The organism is Shewanella sp. UCD-FRSSP16_17, assembly GCF_001675935.1.
Taxonomy (GTDB): domain Bacteria; phylum Pseudomonadota; class Gammaproteobacteria; order Enterobacterales; family Shewanellaceae; genus Shewanella; species Shewanella japonica.
In genome coordinates this window covers 477432-494528 of record NZ_LZFV01000035.1, presented here as the reverse complement: position 1 = coordinate 494528, position 17097 = coordinate 477432, and the positions used below count along the sequence as shown (strand labels likewise).

Genomic DNA, 17097 nt, shown 5'->3' with positions numbered 1-17097 from the left:
ATCGCTAAAACCTTTAAAAAAAGTTAAAAGGCAAAACAAAAAGAAGCTCCCAAGGGAGCTTCTCGTTAGCGTCGACGATTATTCTTCGTCGATCACTTCTTGGTAACCGTCAGCGTCTAACAAGTTAGCCACTTCAGCTTCGTCAGATGGCTTAACGCGGAAGAACCAACCTTCGCCAAACGCTTCACTGTTTACTAATTCTGGTGAATCTTCTAATGCTTCGTTTACGGCAACAACTTCACCAGAAATAGGCGCGTAAATGTCTGATGCTGCTTTAACTGACTCAGCTACAGCGCAATCTTCACCTGCTGTTACTGTGTCGCCAACTTCTGGTAATTCTACGAATACCATGTCACCTAATAGCTCTTGTGCATGCTCAGTGATACCCACTGTGAAGGTGCCGTCTTCTTCTTTACGGATCCACTCATGAGATGAAGCATATTTAAGTTCAGCTGGAATGTTGCTCATTGTCGTTGTTCCTTTAGTTCATGTTCTGCATATTGTTCAAATACGGTTATCTACTGTTATAGATAATATTTTAAGTTTTTAATCCTCAAAGGATTAATTCTTAATTATTTGATCTGAACGATATTAAAATGCTTGTTTACCGTTACGTACAAAACTTGGTGCGATAACTTTAACCGCTACGCGTTTTTTGCGCATTTCAACTTCTGCGGTGTCGCTAATACCCTTAGGTACGCGTGCCATGGCAATAGAATAGCCTAAAGTTGGCGAGAAAGTCCCGCTGGTGATCGAACCTTCATGTTCAACACCGTCTGCGTCAGTGAAAAACACTGGCATGCCATGACGAAGAACACCTTTTTGCTCCATCACTAGGCCGACTAATTTGTCTGGGCCCGCAGCTTTAATCGCAGTTAATGCTTCACGACCGATAAAGTCACGGTCTTCTGGCTCCCACGCGATTGTCCAGCCCATGTTGGCGGCTAATGGGTTAATGGTTTCATCCATATCTAAACCGTAAAGGTTCATGCCTGCTTCTAAACGTAGGGTGTCACGTGCACCGAGTCCACATGGCTTAACGCCAGCGTCTAATAGTGCTTGCCATAAAGCTTCAGCTTCAGCTTCAGGTACAATAATTTCGTAACCTGCTTCACCGGTGTAACCAGTAGTCGCAATGAATAATGACTCAGACTGGACACCAAAGAACATTTTCATGCCTTCAACAGCAGCGTTTTGCTCAGCACTAAATACTTCAGCCGCTTTCGCTTTAGCATTTGGGCCTTGAACGGCAATCATCGCCAGCTCTGGACGCTCTGTAATCGTTACATCAAAGCTTGCTGATTGCTTGTCCATCCACGCTAAGTCTTTAACACGCGTCGCTGAGTTAACCACCACGCGGTAATGAGTATCGTTAAGGTAATAAGTAATAAGGTCGTCGATAACACCTGCGTTGTCATCAAGCATGCCACTGTATAGGGCTTTGCCAGGCACTTTAAGCTTAGCAATATCATTTGCTAATAATTTACGTAGGAATGCACAAGCCTCAGTACCTGTCACATCGACAACCGTCATGTGTGATACATCGAACATACCTGCGTCTTGGCGCACTGCGTTATGTTCTTCAATTTGAGAACCATAGTTAAGTGGCATATCCCAACCGTGGAAATCGACCATCTTGCCATTTGATTCTAAGTGCTTGTTAAAGAGTACAGTTTTATTAGCCATTATTATCTCTTTTTTATGAGCCTTCTGGAGGTGAAACGAATGAAGGCATTTTATAAATGCGCCAAAATTATACCCATAGGGTTAATTTTGTATAGTAGGAAATTTTCTAATCCGAGGGAATTAACATTAGTTTAACTAATGCGAAGGGTGTAGTTTTTTTACAAGTATTTCATCCACTTCGGCCGATCCCCTGATATATAACAAGTTTTAGGCCGAAGGGAAGGTGATATTTTAGTCACGACATAACTTAGGAAGTTTGAGTTTATTGCCTATAGCCTGTTTGATGAACACTGTTTTTAGTCCAGCGGCATTATCAATTAGGTTTAAGCCCAGATCACGAAAGGCTTTTTTGAATGGATTACTGCCAGCAAAGAGTCGTTTAAACCCTTCCATCGCGGTTATCATTTCAATGGCTTCGGCTTTACGGTATCGCTCCAGTGCTCGTAAATTGGCGTAGTCACCAATATCTTTACCTGCCTCATGCAAGTTGGTGACAGTGTCAACAATGCTCGCAGCATCTAAAAAGCCTAGGTTCACCCCTTGTCCAGCTAATGGATGAATGGTGTGCGCCGCATCGCCTGCTAGCACCAAACGATGGCGGGCAAAGTGACGAGCATAGCGCATACGTAATGGATGTGATTGACGCTCGCTAACCAGTTCACAAATGCCTAAACGACCATCAGACGCGGCAGTTAATGCTTTTGAAAACTCTGCAGGCGTTAAAGCAAGGAGCCTTTCAGCCTCTTGCGGTGATACTGACCAGACAATTGAGCACAAGTTATCTTCATACAGCGGCAGTAGTGCTAACGGGCCGTCGGCCAAAAAGACCTGACGAGCGGTATCTTCGTGGGGCTGTGCAGTGCGAATGGTGGCCACAATGGCATGATGACCATAATCCCAAAATGTCAGTGGAATTTGGCATTGACTGCGCACCCAAGAGTTTGCTCCATCTGCTGCAACCACCAAGGCTGCACTTAAATTATCGCCATTATCTAGCGTCAGCCAAGATTCACGTTCACCAAAAGCCACACGTTCTAATCGCTGGCCTTCAAGGTGGCTGATATTGGCAAGCTCCGCGGTGCGCTTAGCTAAGGCGTAACTAATAGCCTGATTTTCGATAATAGCACCAAGAGAAGGCTCACTAATACTCGCTGCATCAAAAGCAATTTTGCCTAAACCGTCTTTGTCCCAAACGGCCATTTTTTGATAAGGGGCTGTGCGGGCTGAGTCAATGTATTGCCAAGCACCTAAGTTAGTAAGTAATCGCTCACTGGCTTTATTAATCGCGCTTACTCGAAGGCGTGGCTCACCTGTTACGGCCTGTGTTTGGCCAGCATCTATCACCACGACGTTTAAGTCGGCCTCAGCTAAACCAATGGCAGTGGCTAAACCAACCATACCGCCACCAACAATGGCTACATCATAGGTCTGAGTTTGAAACATGTTAGTCCTTCATTTGATTCAGCGAGTGTAAACCCAATATACGTTAACTGGCTTATGCCGTTTTATAGCCCATGGCTTTATGGGCAATTGGCGTTTTCAACGGTGGGCACCAAGATAATAATCTTAACCCTAAACTGCGCCCTGCCACTAATGGCCAATACTGATTTGAGAAGCCACGCACTAAAAATTCAACATTGTTAATGGTATTACGGCGATCTTCTTCACGCAGATTCAAATAATGATGGATTAGCGAGTGTTGACCAAGATCCAATGCTTGTTTAGCTGTGATGCTGTCACAAATAACCGTTTCGATGGCATCAATTAACCCAACTACATCACGTAAACCTAAGTTAAAACCTTGACCTGCTATTGGGTGCAGTGTTTGCGCAGCGTTACCAATAAATACACTGCGATGGTAAATCGGCCTTGGCATATACGATAGGGTTAACGGGTAGCTTACCCGCTCTCCGACATCGGTAAAACGCCCTGCTCGATTGCCAAAGGCCTGTTGTAGTTTGGCTAAAAACTCAGCTTTAGAGGCGGTTTTCATTGCTTGCGCTTGTTCACTATCAAGCGCCCATACTAAAGAAAGCCTTGGCTGTTGTGCATTTGACTCAAGCGATACGGACGACATTGGCAGTAAGGCTAATGGGCCAGTGCCTGTGAAGCGCTCGTACGCCCAGCCATCATGTGGCTTATCAGTTTGCACATTGGCAACCAATGCAACTTGCTCAAAATCCACTTTCTCGATGTCTTGCTTTAATGCTTGGCGCACTTTTGATTGTGCACCATCAGCAGCCACCAGCAAGGCGGTACGAATTTTCTGACCGTTATTTAATGTTAAGGTATGGCCACTGGTATCTGTGTCTAATTGCTCAAGCCTTGCAGGGCAATACAGTTGAATATCCTGCTGCTTTAACTCATCAAACAGCACTTTGCCGACTTTAGCCAGTTCCACCACTTGTCCCATTGAGGGGAGTGAAAACTGTGCAGCATTCAGTTCGGTCATACCAAAATGACCACGGTCAGAGATATGAATGTTTTCGATACTTGTGCCAAGACTGGCAAGCTTTGGCCAAATGCCTAACCGCGTTAACTCAAACACGGAGCCATGCGCTATTGCAATTGAGCGAGCATCAAAACCTGGGTGCTGTGAGTCTGGTTGCTGGGCTTCAATGATGGCGATAGATAACGGACGCCCTAATTGCTGTTGGTATTTAGCCGATAGCTGCGCAAGTCCTAAAGCTAAACTGGCACCTGCCATTGCGCCGCCAACAATGGTGATATCAACGTGCGTTACTGCGGGTGCTGAATTAGCGCGACGCTCGGTACTAGAACAAGAATGGGATAGCTCAGTAGCGTCGTTGTCAGCTTGGTTTATTGACTGGGTCATAACACAAATTCTTTTTATTATTAGGGCGTACTTTTAGCAATAAAAGGCATAGGTTATCTATGCCTTACTCGCACCATTAATGTAATGGTAAGGTCGCGTCTGTTTCATCAAGTGGTATTTCTGGACCAAATTCTGAGTAACATAATACCGCAGCCATTCTGACAAACTCATGAAGCTCGATGAAAGCGGCTTCTGATTCATCATCATCACTGACATCAAATTCAACTTGAGCAATTGCACCTAAGTCCTGAATGATTTCACGTACATCAGATGATGCGCCATTGAGCTTTGGTTGAATAAGTGCAATGGCAGTTAAATAACTTTGAACCCATAAAGCTAAACATTCTAAACGTTGGCTTAATGGCTCTTCTTCTTCAGGTAGTAATGGCGAGAAACCAAATTCAGCATCACTTAAACGGGTTGCAGTATCTTTAAATAACTCGCCAATTAATTGCTGCAACTCTGTGGTTAAAGGTTGGCCGTCATTCATCAGTTCAAGTAACGGTGATAACCAAGCCGTATTCGCTTGCTCTACCCCACCACAAATTAATCCGACTAATGCGCCATGCACCTCAACTGGGTGCTGACCTATTTCTGCAGAATCTAGGGCTTTTTTTAGTTTTTCGATACATAAAGAAGGAGGGGTTGCCATGGTATTTTTCCAATAAATAAACAATCTGCTGCAATGCTAGCAGAGTTAATAACTGCCACCAAATGCTACAGCGAAAGTCGTTAAAATAATTCGTCAATCTGTTAAGTATAAAGCACCTTAAGCCAATTAGCGTAATTCAGGCTGTTTTACAATGCCGCCAAGAATCAGCATCTGGCTAAAAGGGATTTAATAAATCAAAAGCTAATATTAACCGTCTCAAATATAACTCGATGAACTAAACGATTTTCAATAAACAACGTATCCTTAATAGTGTCTAAAACAAAAGCGCTTGGCGGCTAAACGAGAGTGAACAAACAGTAAATGCTCATTCATCAAGCAAATAGCGCTAAAGCGGGCAAGTTACCTTGCACTTTTAATATGGGCGCTATATAGTCCGCAAACAGGCTAGTTCCTCTATTAGTGATGCAAAACAACGGTTGGATCACACCGATAATCGCTTTCATGCTAAAGCGTTACAGTCAGAGGGAAGAGTAAACTGCTACAATTTTTATTTTAGACAAATAAGGATCTTCAGCGACTTATGAGTAACAGTGCTATTGATATTTCCCTATTAGGGCGCACCTACTCTATCGCTTGCCCGAAAGGACAAGAGGAAGCGTTGCGCTCGATTGCCAAAGGCGTTGAGCAACAGCTAACTAACTTGAAGGCACGTACCAATAATTTAAGCCGTGAAGAATTAGCCATTATGGCCGCGCTGAATATTGGTTACGAGTTACATGAAGAGCAGCAAAAAAATAAACAATATATGGCGCAAATGGACGAGCGTATTTCTTTACTTCAGTCAACGTTAGAAAACTCGTTACTGGAACGTACCAAGGAAGATTAAATAAATTTTGACTTGTGTTGCTAGTATGATGACTAACAACATGATTCGCACTGGTTTTGCTCCCTGGGGTATGCGCTTGTAGGTTATGTCCCTGTGCCGATATTTACAAACCCAGGGTGAATGTTTTCATTGACATTGTGTATGCTCGGCTTGTACCGAGAAACCTTAGGAGATGAACATTTTCCCGCCTTGAACCTACGGTTCAAGGGCTACACCGACGGTCGGTATTCTGGGGAGCATCCTAATAAAACAAGCCACCTAACTAGGTGGCTTTTTTATATCTGTGGTTAGCCAAGCTAATCCATGTTTGCCCTAACGAGGTACGATAGTTCGCTTCATCTGCCCTAATCTGTCATCTATAAGGCCAATCATAAAACACCGATTAACATCGCTTATTAAAACACCTAGCTTGATAATAAAATGTATCAAAAGATAACGTCTATGTGAGACAAAGTAAGCAACTTGGAATGTACTTTCAAATACACTTGTTAAAGTTAAGGTTAATATTGTTTTACATAAAACAATGCGGTATAAAGTTTTCAAAATTAATAACTTGCACTTAGGGATTATGACAAGTCGCCTCTTAAATTCTGCCGTTCTCTATTCACTTTTAGCTTCAACGTTGTTTTTAACCGCATGTAAGTCAACGCCAGAACCTCAACAACCCGCTTATGTTATTCCTGCTGCAATCTCGCATTTACCCCTTGATGCTGCAAATCAAGGCTTAGACATTGTCGATATACAATTAACCCTTGGCGATCGCAACTTGTACCTTGCCGCAAACGGTAACATCAAAATGATATCGACGGCGCAATGCCCGCTCGATATTTCAGCCCATCGCGGTGACTTTCGTCAACCAGAAAGTAGCTACAATGCGATAGCAGCGGCGCTGAATGACAACTTTAACAGTGTCGAAATTGACGTCATGCTGCTTAAAGATGGTACTTGGGTCAATCATCACGATAGCCAAACTGGGCGTGCAACAGTGCATTATACAGGTGAGCAATACAAGATTGAGCGCATGAACCGCAAGGAGTTCGGCCAATTAAAATTGCGTGATAAAAACACTAACGCGCTTTTAAATGAACGCCCGATCACCGCTGCTGAATCATTTAAGGTTTTTGCGGCATACCGTGCCCCATCACAAAAGCTAAATGTGGAAATAAAATCCGACGCTAACGGCCAAGCGTTAGTTGACCTTGATAACATGTTGCGTAAGTACATTGGCTTGAGTGGCTTTTACTACTCCGCAGCAGATAAAGATACCTTATATAAACTACGAGGTATTAACCCATATGTTTACCTTGGCTTTGTCCAAGGCGGTCACCCAACTAGCGTAGAAAAGCTTCGCAGCGATTTACGCAAAGGGGTCAAAAACGATGCTTACTACTTAGATAATCAAGACGATCTTGAATTAGCGGGTCGATATGGCACGAAGCGCTATCGCTCTCGTTATCAAGATTATACAAGCACAAGTGCGCTTAAAAAGCTGCAAAGTAAGTTAGGGACTAACTCAGGCTTACACCTTGATATTCGTAGTTATATGCAAAACCCAGGGGTAAAAAGTCGTACTAAGGGTTTAGGTATGAAGGTGTATACCTACTCGATTAATGGCACCGATTATCATCAACAACAGCTTTTAACACTTAGCCGTAACACTTTGCCTGACGGCGTCATTGTTGATGCTACGCCATACAAAATTTGTCAGCGACTGTTTACCGCTTCTGTCCCCGCTAAACGCTACAAACCATTAAGTAATATCGGCCGTTATATTGCATCGTTGCCTCAAGATGCTGATTTTGATCGCTTTGAAGAAATGTTGGGCTACCAACAAGAAGGGTATTATTTATCACTCAATTCTGGGCTTAAATCCATTGTTAAGGCCAAGAAAGTGACCACTAAAAACACCACACCAACACCGCTATTAGAGCATGGTTTTCCAACCATTACAGATGAAAAGCTGGAACACAAAACGGGTGAAACCATTATTTTAACCTTGCCAGAAAATGGCACTCAATAGCCGTTTAGCTGTTAGATAAACAACCAATAAAAACAACAAACAATAATAAAACTAAAAAATGACTGACAATAAAAAAAGCCCATTTGCGACGAGTTTACTCGACCAAACACCAACACAGCAAAAAATGCAGGCTGCTGAAAAACAATTAAAAAAAGTACAAAAGAAACAGCATTCTCAGGCAACAAAAGCGGCAATCCATAAAGAGCGTGAAGCGCAAATCACCAAATTAGGTAAGCCCTTTTGGTGGATGCTTTTCATGTTTATTTGCTCAATCCTGTATCTGTTTCCAGAAGCCGTGTTCAATGCGGCTTTAACCGAAGTCGCAGGCGGTAAAAACTCTTCAGAAGAAGACTTACGCGCAGTGGAGCTATTTGGTCGTACTATCAGTGGTATTGGTGTCACATTATTACTCGCCGATATGCTGCTCAAGGGTAAGCGTGTCGCTCGAGTCGGTAGAGCCTTGGGCCACTTTGCATTGATTGCGATTTTGGTATGGCCGACAGTATTTTTTGGACAAAAGTGGTTGGTTGATCATTTTATCATTGATGCCTCAACCCCTGCTGAACGCCAGCAAGCTTATTTGTCGCAAATACTGCGTAGCGCACTCATTGAAAAGTCGATTCAATTTGAAGGGATTAATTACGACCCCGATTCAGAACATAACGCGACTGAAAAAACCTTCTTATCGGTTTTTGGTGGCCTTGTTTATGCTGACGATAAGTTAGTTGATGATATCAAAGAAAAGAAACGGATGATCATGGAGAAATTTGTCCGTGATCGTGCCCTGTCTCGATTTGATGAACACTACGCAAACTACGATGATTTTCGTCAAACCCTACGTAGCCACTATAAAGAATATGCTCAAGGTTCAAACGATTATAACCAAGCTCTAAGTACCGCTCCAAGCCGCTCTGATGAATATTGGTTAGATACCCAAAACCAAGTTAAACAAGGTTGGGAAAAATATCAAAAAGGCGTCAGTGCTTACGAAGGAAGAGTCGAGTCGAGAGCGCAAAAAATTGCCCCTAAAATGTATGACTTTTTTGAGCGACGCAATAAATGCGGAGATATGAAAAAAGGCAGTCGTAAAGACAATTGTTATGAACGTCTACAAAACGGTTATGACAAGGAAATCGCCAAATACAGCATACCTTACATACCACCTGATGATTGGTTAATCCGAGAAGAAATATCAACTTCTCAAAACGTGGGTAATTCTATTATTACTGGCGTAATGACCTTTGGTTTATTCACTGCATTGCAAGCAGTAGACGCTGCTACTGGTGGTGACGCTGGCTTTAAAGATCATCGCATGGTGTATACCAATGATGTTAACCATTATAAAAATGTCTTGATGGTCAAAATGGAGCCTGATTTTGTTAAAGAATCTGGCGGCTACCCGCTAGGTATCAGCACTATTCATGAATTTAGACATCATCAACTGACTAGCACTAAGGTCAAAAACACCCTTAAACAAAAAGGGCTGACATTACCATCAACTTGGGTGATGGCAGACCGAACAAGCTTTGATAATGCCGTAGCAAGCAAAGTCCGCCAAGAGGCGGATAATCGCTGGCGCTCGACTATGAAAAACAAAGGCTTGGATATGCCACCTAATTTAAGTTGGCAGCAGTTCCAAAAGCAAGGAGATATTCAAAAACGTATTGAGCGCCAAATGAAAGAGCTGTATATCAGCCCAACGCTTGCTGACTGGAATAACCGAGAATTTAAACAACGCATTATTGAGCCCAATATTCAGCGTAAAACCACTGAATATCTCAATGTACTTGAAGCCCAACAAGCCGAATTTGCTGATGGCGGTGCCTTTGAGTCCACAGGTAAGTCGGCATTACGTGCGACCATAGTGCCGCCGATATCGATGTCGATTAGTTTAGCCTTGGTGTTGTTAACCGTGTTAAAGCTGCCAATGAAAGCTGCTGAGTTAGTACAAGCCAGAAGAAAAACCAAGGATGATGGTGAGTCGCAAAAAGGCCAAAATAAAGTCAAAGCTGGCTATATCAAAGCGGGGATTTCTGCTGTGCTACTGTTATCGATTTTTGTGGTGCCAGTTACCCTAAGTAGCAATCAATACACAGTTAAAGACTCTGCTATGCATTACTTTTTTGAGCAAATGGAAAATAATGATTCAGCCGGTATTTCTTTTGCGCTTAAATGGTTACTGGTCACTCAACCGATAGTGCAACCTATTGGTGCCAGCATTGATGAATACCTGTTAATCACCAAAGGTTTTGATGCAATTAGCGAACCTATTAATCGATTCGATTTAGCCATATTACCTGAGCATGACACGAGTGCTCAGTCTAGCCCTGCTTCAGCAGCAAAAGCCTTATTACCATTAACCATTAATACCAATGTGGCTAATGCCAGCATCGCGGTAATGAATATTAAACCCAAATATCAAACAGGCATGATGCTGCCACCAGGAGGCTATGACATTAAAGTCTCTGCCAGTGGTTATCAAGCTATTCGAACCTGGGTTTATTTAAAACCCGAAGAAACCGAATTCACGATTAATTTATAACGTATTTAACTGAGTTAAATCACCATTCACGCATTGATTGATAGGAAGTATTACGTGAGTAAACTAACGCAATTCCAGGACTTTATACGAAGTAATGGTAAAGACTTAACTGGTGTTGATGTACCAGTTGTATTGAGTAATGAAGAAGCTAAGTTACCGGAGCTTAACTTTACCTTTGGCTGGACCATTGAGATTGGTGTAAGCGAACATGAACATGGCGGGCATTGTCCATCAGGCATCAAGTGTGGCAGCGCCTCGAACGCTTACGACGATGCTAACAATAAAGCAAAAGAGTATGTCAGCGGTCAACATTCATTATTTAACGATCGTTTCATCAAAATACTTGGCCCTGACGTTGCTGAAAACTTTTTAATCAAAGATCGTGGCTTAAAGTCGGCGCCAGAAACCTATGTCGGTAGCAAGGTTTGTTATAACTGTAGTGGCTCTGGTAAACAAAACTGCGGCAGTTGTCATGGCAACGGTAGCACTTCCTGTAGCGGTTGTAGTGGCAGTGGCCGAAATCATGTGACTCGCTACGAGAATAACCGCACGGTTCATACCACTGAGACATGTTCATCATGCTGGGGCAGTGGTAGTAAAACCTGCTATAACTGCGGTGGTTCAGGCAAGGTGACCTGTCGTACCTGTGATGGTGGTGGTTACCTCTATTTCAGTTACACCATTGATGGTGAAGCTAAACGGAGTACAAAGTGGGAATATAACACCAGTGATTACCATGAGTGGACGTCTGATTACGTCAAAAAGACGGGACTTAAAATCGTTCACCACTTAGATGATATCACCGAAGTCGATGTTAAAGGCGCTTTGGACGGTTGCACCTTTATTTATGCTTTTAAGGCCAAATTACCGACTTTACAATTTACTGCCAACATCGATAACGTCGACACGACGTTGTGTTTTGGTGGTAACAAAAACAGCACTCATGATGCAGGTGGGGTATACGATCCTGCGGTATGGAGCGTGGCACAAAAACTCGCTGGCGGCAGTAAATCTAATGATAAAGCTGCCCTTTCAACACCCGCGGTTAAAAACATTATTGAAGCCAATGAAACTAACACCTCGATTGCATTATTAGAGGAGAACTGGGTTTCAAGTGATATTAAAGATGCGGTTGTTTCTAATTATCAAACCTTAGTGACTCAGCTTAAAAAGCAAAGTGTGAAAGGCATTGCGCCTAAAATGATTGGCAGTATGTTTAAATTCGCCTTTCTATTCCTAACAGTAGGAATATTGTTTGCTGTCATGTACCCAACGTTTGCCCAAGAAACGGCTTATCGTATGAGTGTGACTCAAATCCCTGAATGGATGCTGGCATTAGTCACCATGAAGTTTGGCTTATTTGGCTTACCTGCATGGTGTAACTATCTGTTCATCATTGGTTTATTCTGGTTAAGCTATAAAGGTATTCAAAAGTGGTATTGGAAGAACATTGGCCAAGGCAAAATATGGCTTTTGGCGCTCAGTTTAACCTTATTGGTACCTCATATTGGATTCACCTTGTATTACAACGGTATTGAAGTGATTCAACATACCCTTGAAATCACCAATGCATTGATGGCAGCATCGTTATTAGTCGGCCTATATGTTGTCGTCATTGGCACAAAATTGCCGAATAAGTGGTACACAAAAGTAGCTGGATTTATCGCTGGTATTGGCGTGTATTGCGGCTTGCACTATGGCCTATTTATTCTCAATTCACGTATTGGTTTTATCGAAAACCATGACAGATACCCGTTCGAGATGTTGCAGTCCTTACGCCCTGGCACCCTGTTTATGGCTGAAAACCTGATTGAATGGGCAATGTTGACTGTCATTTTTGCCTACTTCTTAACTCGTCGTCAGTTCTGGTTAAAAGCAAAAACTGAAGTCGCTGATTACGACAGCCCTGTATTGTTAAAATCAATGAACATGGAAAAGTAGCGAGAAACACGGTTTGAGTGGAGAGCTAACTTACCGCTTTCATTACAAACCTGAGTTACAGTATGCGATATAAGACAACGCCGATGATGGTTATCATCGGCGTTTTTTTATCATACCAGCGGCTGATTTTTCCCCATTTACACTCAAGCTGGTCAATCCATTGATTATCTTCTTTGATATTTTCACATATCAGGATAATCTGCATCTTGTAACATCATTTGTTCATATCGCTATTTTATCTTTCATTTGTATGTGATGGAGAACTTCTCACCGATGAGCATGACGCGCTTTATGACTGGTTCGAGCCAGTATCAGTCAGCTACAACAGCGAAACAACCTTCAATAACGTATTTTTCATCAGCTAGCCCAGCATCAGCAGAACCATCAGTATCTGCCGAGGTCATTTACCCGCATTCTTTTAATAGCCCAAGGGATGCTGAACCGTTATTCGACAGTCGAAATATGAGCCGAGATAGTATTCGTCGCCATATTCGTCAAGAACGAAATAGCATGGATCAAGCAGAGCAAAATCAGTTAGCGTTAATTGCCAGTCGCCATTTATTGTCGGAAATACAGCAAATTTCAGCCAAAAGAGTGGCCATTTATTTGGGATTTGATGGCGAGCTTGCCACCAATAAATTAATTGAAGCATTGTGGAAACTAGATGTAGAAGTGTATTTACCTCGTATACATCCTTTTGCTAAAGGGCATTTATTATTTGTCCGCTACAGCCCTGATACCGTAATGGTGAATAACCGCTTTGATATTGCCGAACCTAAACTGGATATTCGCCATATTATTACGGTAGATAAACTCGATATGATCGTCACGCCTTTAGTCGCGTTTGATGATAAAGGCAATCGAATGGGAATGGGTGGCGGCTTTTACGATCGCACATTAGCTCAGGTAAAAGACAATAAACCATTAGCAGTGGGCTATGCCCATGATTGCCAACAGGTGAGTTATTTACCCGTGGAGTATTGGGATATTCCATTACCAATCATCATTACCCCAACCAAACGTATCGCCAACGACTGACCAATGGCTGCAGTTCACATAAAAAAAACCGTTATTTTCATAACGGTTTTTTATTTCAGCTAATCGCCAACTCAGCGAATATTGATGATTAACGGCCTATTGCGTTGCTGCCGCTAATGCTTGAGATACGTCAGCAATAATATCGTCAATGTGCTCAATACCGACAGAGATACGCACTAAGTCTTCAGATACTCCAGCTTTAGCCAACTCGTCTGAGTCTAACTGTCGATGTGTCGTCGTAGCAGGATGGCATGCCAATGACTTAGCATCACCAATATTGACCAAACGCAAAATCATTTGCAGTGCATCAATGAATTTTCCACCAGCAATTTTACCCGCTTGTGCATCACTGGCCTTAATACCAAAACTAATGATACCCGAGGCTTTACCTTGAGTAATTTTTTGACAGCGCTCGTGTTGGGGACTGTCGGGTAAGGCGGCGTAATTCACCCAACTAACCGATGGATGATCCGCTAGATACTCAGCAAGTGCCAATGCATTTTCACAATGGCGCTCCATTCGTAAGCTGAGTGTTTCTAGCCCTTGAAGTAATAAAAATGCACTTTGCGGTGATAAGGCTGCGCCAGTATTGCGTAAGGGAACTACACGGCATCGACCGATAAAGGCTGCAGGCCCAAAAGCGTCGGTATACACCACACCATGATAGGAAGGATCTGGCTCATTCAGTAAAGCAAACCGCGCTTTATTCGCTACCCAATCAAACTTACCCGAATCAATAATCACCCCACCAATGGTGGTGCCATGACCACCAATGTATTTGGTTAATGAGTGAATAACGATATCAGCGCCGTGATCAATAGCACGACACAGTACCGGGGTCGCAACGGTATTATCAACGACTAACGGTACACCGTGTTTATGCGCAATTTCTGCTAACCGCTGCAGGTCAACAACGTTACCAGCAGGGTTACCAATAGATTCACAAAAAAGTGCTTTGGTATTGTCATCAATTAATGCTTCAAGCCCTGCATAATCATCGTAAGCAGCCATCCGCACGTCAATGCCTTGGCGAGGTAAAGTATGGGCAAATAAATTATAGGTGCCGCCATAAAGCTGGCTTGTACTAACGATGTTATCACCCACTTGTGTCAGTGCCTGAATCGCATAGGTAATGGCTGCCATACCTGATGCAACAGCTAGAGCTGCTATGCCGCCTTCGATTGCTGCAAGTCGCTGTTCTAGCACATCTGTTGTGGGGTTCATAATACGAGTATAAATGTTACCAGGCACTTTTAAATCAAATAAATCAGCACCATGCTGGGTATCATCAAAGGTATAAGAAGTGGTTTGGTAAATGGGCACTGCGGCGGCTTTGGTGGTGGCTTCTGATTGATAGCCGTGGTGTAAAGCCAGTGACTCCAGTTTCATCCCTTGAGCATTATTGTCTGCTGCCATGATAGACCCCTTCTAATCGTTCATCGTTGATAACGGAAAATTGATTGAACATTGCTGATTGTTGATCGCATTGCTCAATCAAATCTGTATCCACATTAGCAATTAGCCATCTAGAAGTCTAAAACTTTTTTTTTAATTAGTGCTAACAGTGACGCAATCCATTATTTTAATTGTCTGCCACCATCAACCGCATAGCTTCGGCCTGTCACATAATGACTGGAAGTTAAATAATCCACCAGCGATATCATTTCATGATTACCGGCCTCGACTGGCAAAATCGCTTTTGCTAAAGCTTTCACTTTATAGTCGTCATCATCACCTTCGTTAAATAAAATCATCGCAGGGGCAATAGAGTTCACTTTAACTTCAGGTGCAAGTTTTGCCGCAAAAGATAGCGTCAAATTATGCAATCCCGCCTTACTGGCCGCATAAGCAATATGCTTTTTACTGCCCTTTTCGGCGACATAATCGGTGATATGAATAATATTACTGGCACCAACTTGTTGCTTAGCACTGGCTGTTAATAATGGCGCTAAAGCAAGGTTGATTTGATAAGGTGCGCTCACATGAATATTCATCATTCTTGTCATAATATCCGCAGAGCTCACCTCATTTGAGGTTTTATCATTATGCCAATCAGATGCATTATGGATGATGCAATTTAGCTGGCTATATTGCGCAACAATGCGCTGTAACATATCGTTTATTTCTTCAGGGAGAGTTAAGTCACACTGATATAAATCGGCCCCAAGTTCAGCCAACTCATCAATACTTGGGTAATGAGTTCTAAAGGTGCCAATCACTTGATGGCCTTGGGCAATAAAATGCTTTGCTAACGCATAGCCGATACGTTTACCAACCCCTGTAATCAATATGGTGTGTTTCATTTGAGTTCTCTTATTCTTTTATTGAGCCAGTCGTTAAACTCACATAATAAAGGTCATTAGCAGCGACTAATGACCTCGTGTCTGTTATCCATCATTCATGAGTTAGCTGAGTGAATCAAGCCTTTGAGTAAAACTCTGCTCGGGTCGCAGGGTTACTTTTGAAGCAGCCACCTAATGCTGATGTGGTGGTGTGCGACTGGGTGTCCATGATGCCACGAGATTTCACACAATAATGAGTGGCATTCATACTGACTGCGACATCTTCAGTTTCTAAAAGCGTTTGCAGTGCGACTAAAATTTGTTGCGTTAAACGCTCTTGCACTTGGGGACGCTGGGCAAAGAAGCGCACAATCCGATTGATTTTAGACAGACCAATGATCTTTGATTTAGGCATATAAGCCACATTGGCAACGCCATCTATGGTGATAAAGTGATGCTCGCAGGTACTCACAACACTGACATCGCTGACTTTAACCATTTCTTCAACGCCCATTTTATTATCGATTTGGGTTACTTTAGGGAAATGCTGATAGTCGAGCCCCGAAAAAATTTCATTCACGTACATTTTGGCAATTCGATGTGGTGTTTCACATAAACTGTCATCGGTTAAATCCAGACCTAATGTTGAAACAACTTCAGTCATCAATCCTTGAATGCGTTCTATTTTTTGGTCATTGGTCATCTGATTTTCGACCAATGGCGTTTCAAGACCTCGCTCAATAAGAACTTGCTGCACCTTGCGTGCTTCATCTGAAATCATGTGTTTTCCTTATGGCAACCCGTGCCAAATAAAACCACACTATTACGTGATAGCCAGCGGCTACCGATTATTTGCGTTGCTCTAAAGACAGCGAAACAGAGTCGGCAAAACGTAAAGCATGAGGTTTATCAATTGTCACCCGTGACATCGTGATTGATGGGTGCTCACTACAAATAGCCAACACATCTGCCACCAACTTTTCGAGCAGTAAAAAACGCCCTTCTTCAACATGTTGGATAACTTTTTTAGTAATGACTTTATAGTTAAGTGCATCTGCAACATCGTCAGTTTCAAATGACTTGTCGGCGGGATATTGGATTTCGATATTAATCACAACATCTTGCTGCTTTTCACGTTCGTCAGGATTAAAACCAATAAACGTTCGTAAACGAAGATTGGTCACTTTAATGATTGCTTGGCTAATGGACATAGTGAGCCTCTTATAAATTCACTGGGTAGTACGTGACAATGA

General features: G+C 42.7%; 15 protein-coding genes and 1 other RNA gene. 6 read left to right on the top strand and 10 right to left on the bottom strand.

Features of this window, described 5'->3' with window-relative positions; translation table 11 throughout:
* Positions 1 to 78 precede the first annotated feature (78 nt).
* The 5 genes from gcvH to A9267_RS15830 form a co-directional block, all read right to left on the bottom strand.
* Entirely contained in the window at positions 79 to 468 is a 390-nt protein-coding gene (gcvH, locus tag A9267_RS15850) for a glycine cleavage system protein GcvH (protein ID WP_055022588.1), read from the bottom strand.
* A gap of 123 nt (positions 469 to 591) precedes the next feature.
* Positions 592 to 1686, bottom strand: a complete 1095-nt coding sequence (gene gcvT, locus A9267_RS15845) for a glycine cleavage system aminomethyltransferase GcvT (RefSeq protein ID WP_065109853.1) — start codon at positions 1684 to 1686, stop codon at positions 592 to 594.
* Positions 1687 to 1917: 231 nt separating this feature from the next.
* Positions 1918 to 3129 (bottom strand): FAD-dependent oxidoreductase, encoded by a 1212-nt coding sequence (locus tag A9267_RS15840; RefSeq protein WP_065109852.1) that lies wholly within the window; start codon positions 3127 to 3129, stop codon positions 1918 to 1920.
* A 52-nt stretch (positions 3130 to 3181) separates the two neighbouring features.
* Positions 3182 to 4522, bottom strand: coding sequence for a 2-octaprenyl-6-methoxyphenyl hydroxylase (ubiH, locus tag A9267_RS15835; RefSeq protein WP_082972419.1), 1341 nt, complete (start codon positions 4520 to 4522; stop codon positions 3182 to 3184).
* A 76-nt stretch (positions 4523 to 4598) separates the two neighbouring features.
* Positions 4599 to 5174: a UPF0149 family protein gene (locus tag A9267_RS15830; RefSeq protein WP_065109851.1), complete on the bottom strand. Its 576-nt coding sequence runs from the start codon at positions 5172 to 5174 to the stop codon at positions 4599 to 4601.
* A 541-nt stretch (positions 5175 to 5715) separates the two neighbouring features.
* Between A9267_RS15830 and A9267_RS15825 the strand changes: the two genes are divergently transcribed.
* The 5 genes from A9267_RS15825 to A9267_RS15805 all read left to right on the top strand — a co-directional run bounded on the left by A9267_RS15825 (position 5716) and on the right by A9267_RS15805 (position 12524).
* A complete protein-coding gene (locus tag A9267_RS15825; protein WP_055022592.1) occupies positions 5716 to 6021 on the top strand; it encodes a cell division protein ZapA in 306 nt (101 codons plus the stop codon).
* 57 nt (positions 6022 to 6078) lie between these two features.
* Positions 6079 to 6261: non-coding RNA, 6S RNA (gene ssrS / locus A9267_RS15820), on the top strand.
* A 328-nt stretch (positions 6262 to 6589) separates the two neighbouring features.
* The gene (locus A9267_RS15815) at positions 6590 to 8041 is read left to right on the top strand and encodes a glycerophosphodiester phosphodiesterase (RefSeq protein ID WP_065109850.1); all 1452 of its coding nucleotides are present in this window, start codon (positions 6590 to 6592) and stop codon (positions 8039 to 8041) included.
* Between the two features lie 58 nt (positions 8042 to 8099).
* Positions 8100 to 10583: a hypothetical protein gene (locus tag A9267_RS15810; RefSeq protein ID WP_065109849.1), complete on the top strand. Its 2484-nt coding sequence runs from the start codon at positions 8100 to 8102 to the stop codon at positions 10581 to 10583.
* 54 nt (positions 10584 to 10637) lie between these two features.
* The gene (locus A9267_RS15805; RefSeq protein ID WP_065109848.1) at positions 10638 to 12524 is read left to right on the top strand and encodes a hypothetical protein; all 1887 of its coding nucleotides are present in this window, start codon (positions 10638 to 10640) and stop codon (positions 12522 to 12524) included.
* A gap of 55 nt (positions 12525 to 12579) precedes the next feature.
* Here A9267_RS15805 and A9267_RS21825 read toward each other — a convergent pair whose 3' ends face one another.
* Positions 12580 to 12729: a hypothetical protein gene (locus A9267_RS21825; RefSeq protein WP_156669183.1), complete on the bottom strand. Its 150-nt coding sequence runs from the start codon at positions 12727 to 12729 to the stop codon at positions 12580 to 12582.
* A gap of 68 nt (positions 12730 to 12797) precedes the next feature.
* On the opposite strand from A9267_RS21825, the gene A9267_RS15800 reads away from it, so the two are divergent.
* A complete protein-coding gene (locus A9267_RS15800; RefSeq protein ID WP_082972418.1) occupies positions 12798 to 13562 on the top strand; it encodes a 5-formyltetrahydrofolate cyclo-ligase in 765 nt (254 codons plus the stop codon).
* A 96-nt stretch (positions 13563 to 13658) separates the two neighbouring features.
* On the opposite strand, the gene A9267_RS15795 is transcribed toward A9267_RS15800, so the two are convergent.
* The 4 genes from A9267_RS15795 to folX form a co-directional block, all read right to left on the bottom strand.
* The gene (locus A9267_RS15795) at positions 13659 to 14951 is read right to left on the bottom strand and encodes an O-acetylhomoserine aminocarboxypropyltransferase/cysteine synthase family protein (RefSeq protein ID WP_065110058.1); all 1293 of its coding nucleotides are present in this window, start codon (positions 14949 to 14951) and stop codon (positions 13659 to 13661) included.
* Positions 14952 to 15139: 188 nt separating this feature from the next.
* Positions 15140 to 15865 (bottom strand): dihydromonapterin reductase, encoded by a 726-nt coding sequence (gene folM / locus A9267_RS15790; protein ID WP_065109847.1) that lies wholly within the window; start codon positions 15863 to 15865, stop codon positions 15140 to 15142.
* A gap of 115 nt (positions 15866 to 15980) precedes the next feature.
* The gene (folE, locus tag A9267_RS15785; protein WP_065109846.1) at positions 15981 to 16625 is read right to left on the bottom strand and encodes a GTP cyclohydrolase I FolE; all 645 of its coding nucleotides are present in this window, start codon (positions 16623 to 16625) and stop codon (positions 15981 to 15983) included.
* 67 nt (positions 16626 to 16692) lie between these two features.
* The gene (gene folX / locus A9267_RS15780) at positions 16693 to 17049 is read right to left on the bottom strand and encodes a dihydroneopterin triphosphate 2'-epimerase (RefSeq protein ID WP_055022743.1); all 357 of its coding nucleotides are present in this window, start codon (positions 17047 to 17049) and stop codon (positions 16693 to 16695) included.
* Positions 17050 to 17097: the final 48 nt, after the last annotated feature.

What these genes read in the sequence shown, in the direction of transcription:
- gcvH (WP_055022588.1), bottom strand. Translation starts at nt 468, where the DNA reads ATGAGCAACATTCCAGCTGAACTTAAATATGCTTCATCTCATGAGTGG.
- gcvT (WP_065109853.1), bottom strand. Translation starts at nt 1,686, where the DNA reads ATGGCTAATAAAACTGTACTCTTTAACAAGCACTTAGAATCAAATGGC.
- A9267_RS15840 (WP_065109852.1), bottom strand. Translation starts at nt 3,129, where the DNA reads ATGTTTCAAACTCAGACCTATGATGTAGCCATTGTTGGTGGCGGTATG.
- ubiH (WP_082972419.1), bottom strand. Translation starts at nt 4,522, where the DNA reads ATGACCCAGTCAATAAACCAAGCTGACAACGACGCTACTGAGCTATCC.
- A9267_RS15830 (WP_065109851.1), bottom strand. Translation starts at nt 5,174, where the DNA reads ATGGCAACCCCTCCTTCTTTATGTATCGAAAAACTAAAAAAAGCCCTA.
- A9267_RS15825 (WP_055022592.1), top strand. Translation starts at nt 5,716, where the DNA reads ATGAGTAACAGTGCTATTGATATTTCCCTATTAGGGCGCACCTACTCT.
- A9267_RS15815 (WP_065109850.1), top strand. Translation starts at nt 6,590, where the DNA reads ATGACAAGTCGCCTCTTAAATTCTGCCGTTCTCTATTCACTTTTAGCT.
- A9267_RS15810 (WP_065109849.1), top strand. Translation starts at nt 8,100, where the DNA reads ATGACTGACAATAAAAAAAGCCCATTTGCGACGAGTTTACTCGACCAA.
- A9267_RS21825 (WP_156669183.1), bottom strand. Translation starts at nt 12,729, where the DNA reads ATGCAGATTATCCTGATATGTGAAAATATCAAAGAAGATAATCAATGG.
- A9267_RS15800 (WP_082972418.1), top strand. Translation starts at nt 12,798, where the DNA reads ATGAGCATGACGCGCTTTATGACTGGTTCGAGCCAGTATCAGTCAGCT.
- A9267_RS15795 (WP_065110058.1), bottom strand. Translation starts at nt 14,951, where the DNA reads ATGAAACTGGAGTCACTGGCTTTACACCACGGCTATCAATCAGAAGCC.
- folM (WP_065109847.1), bottom strand. Translation starts at nt 15,865, where the DNA reads ATGAAACACACCATATTGATTACAGGGGTTGGTAAACGTATCGGCTAT.
- folE (WP_065109846.1), bottom strand. Translation starts at nt 16,625, where the DNA reads ATGATTTCAGATGAAGCACGCAAGGTGCAGCAAGTTCTTATTGAGCGA.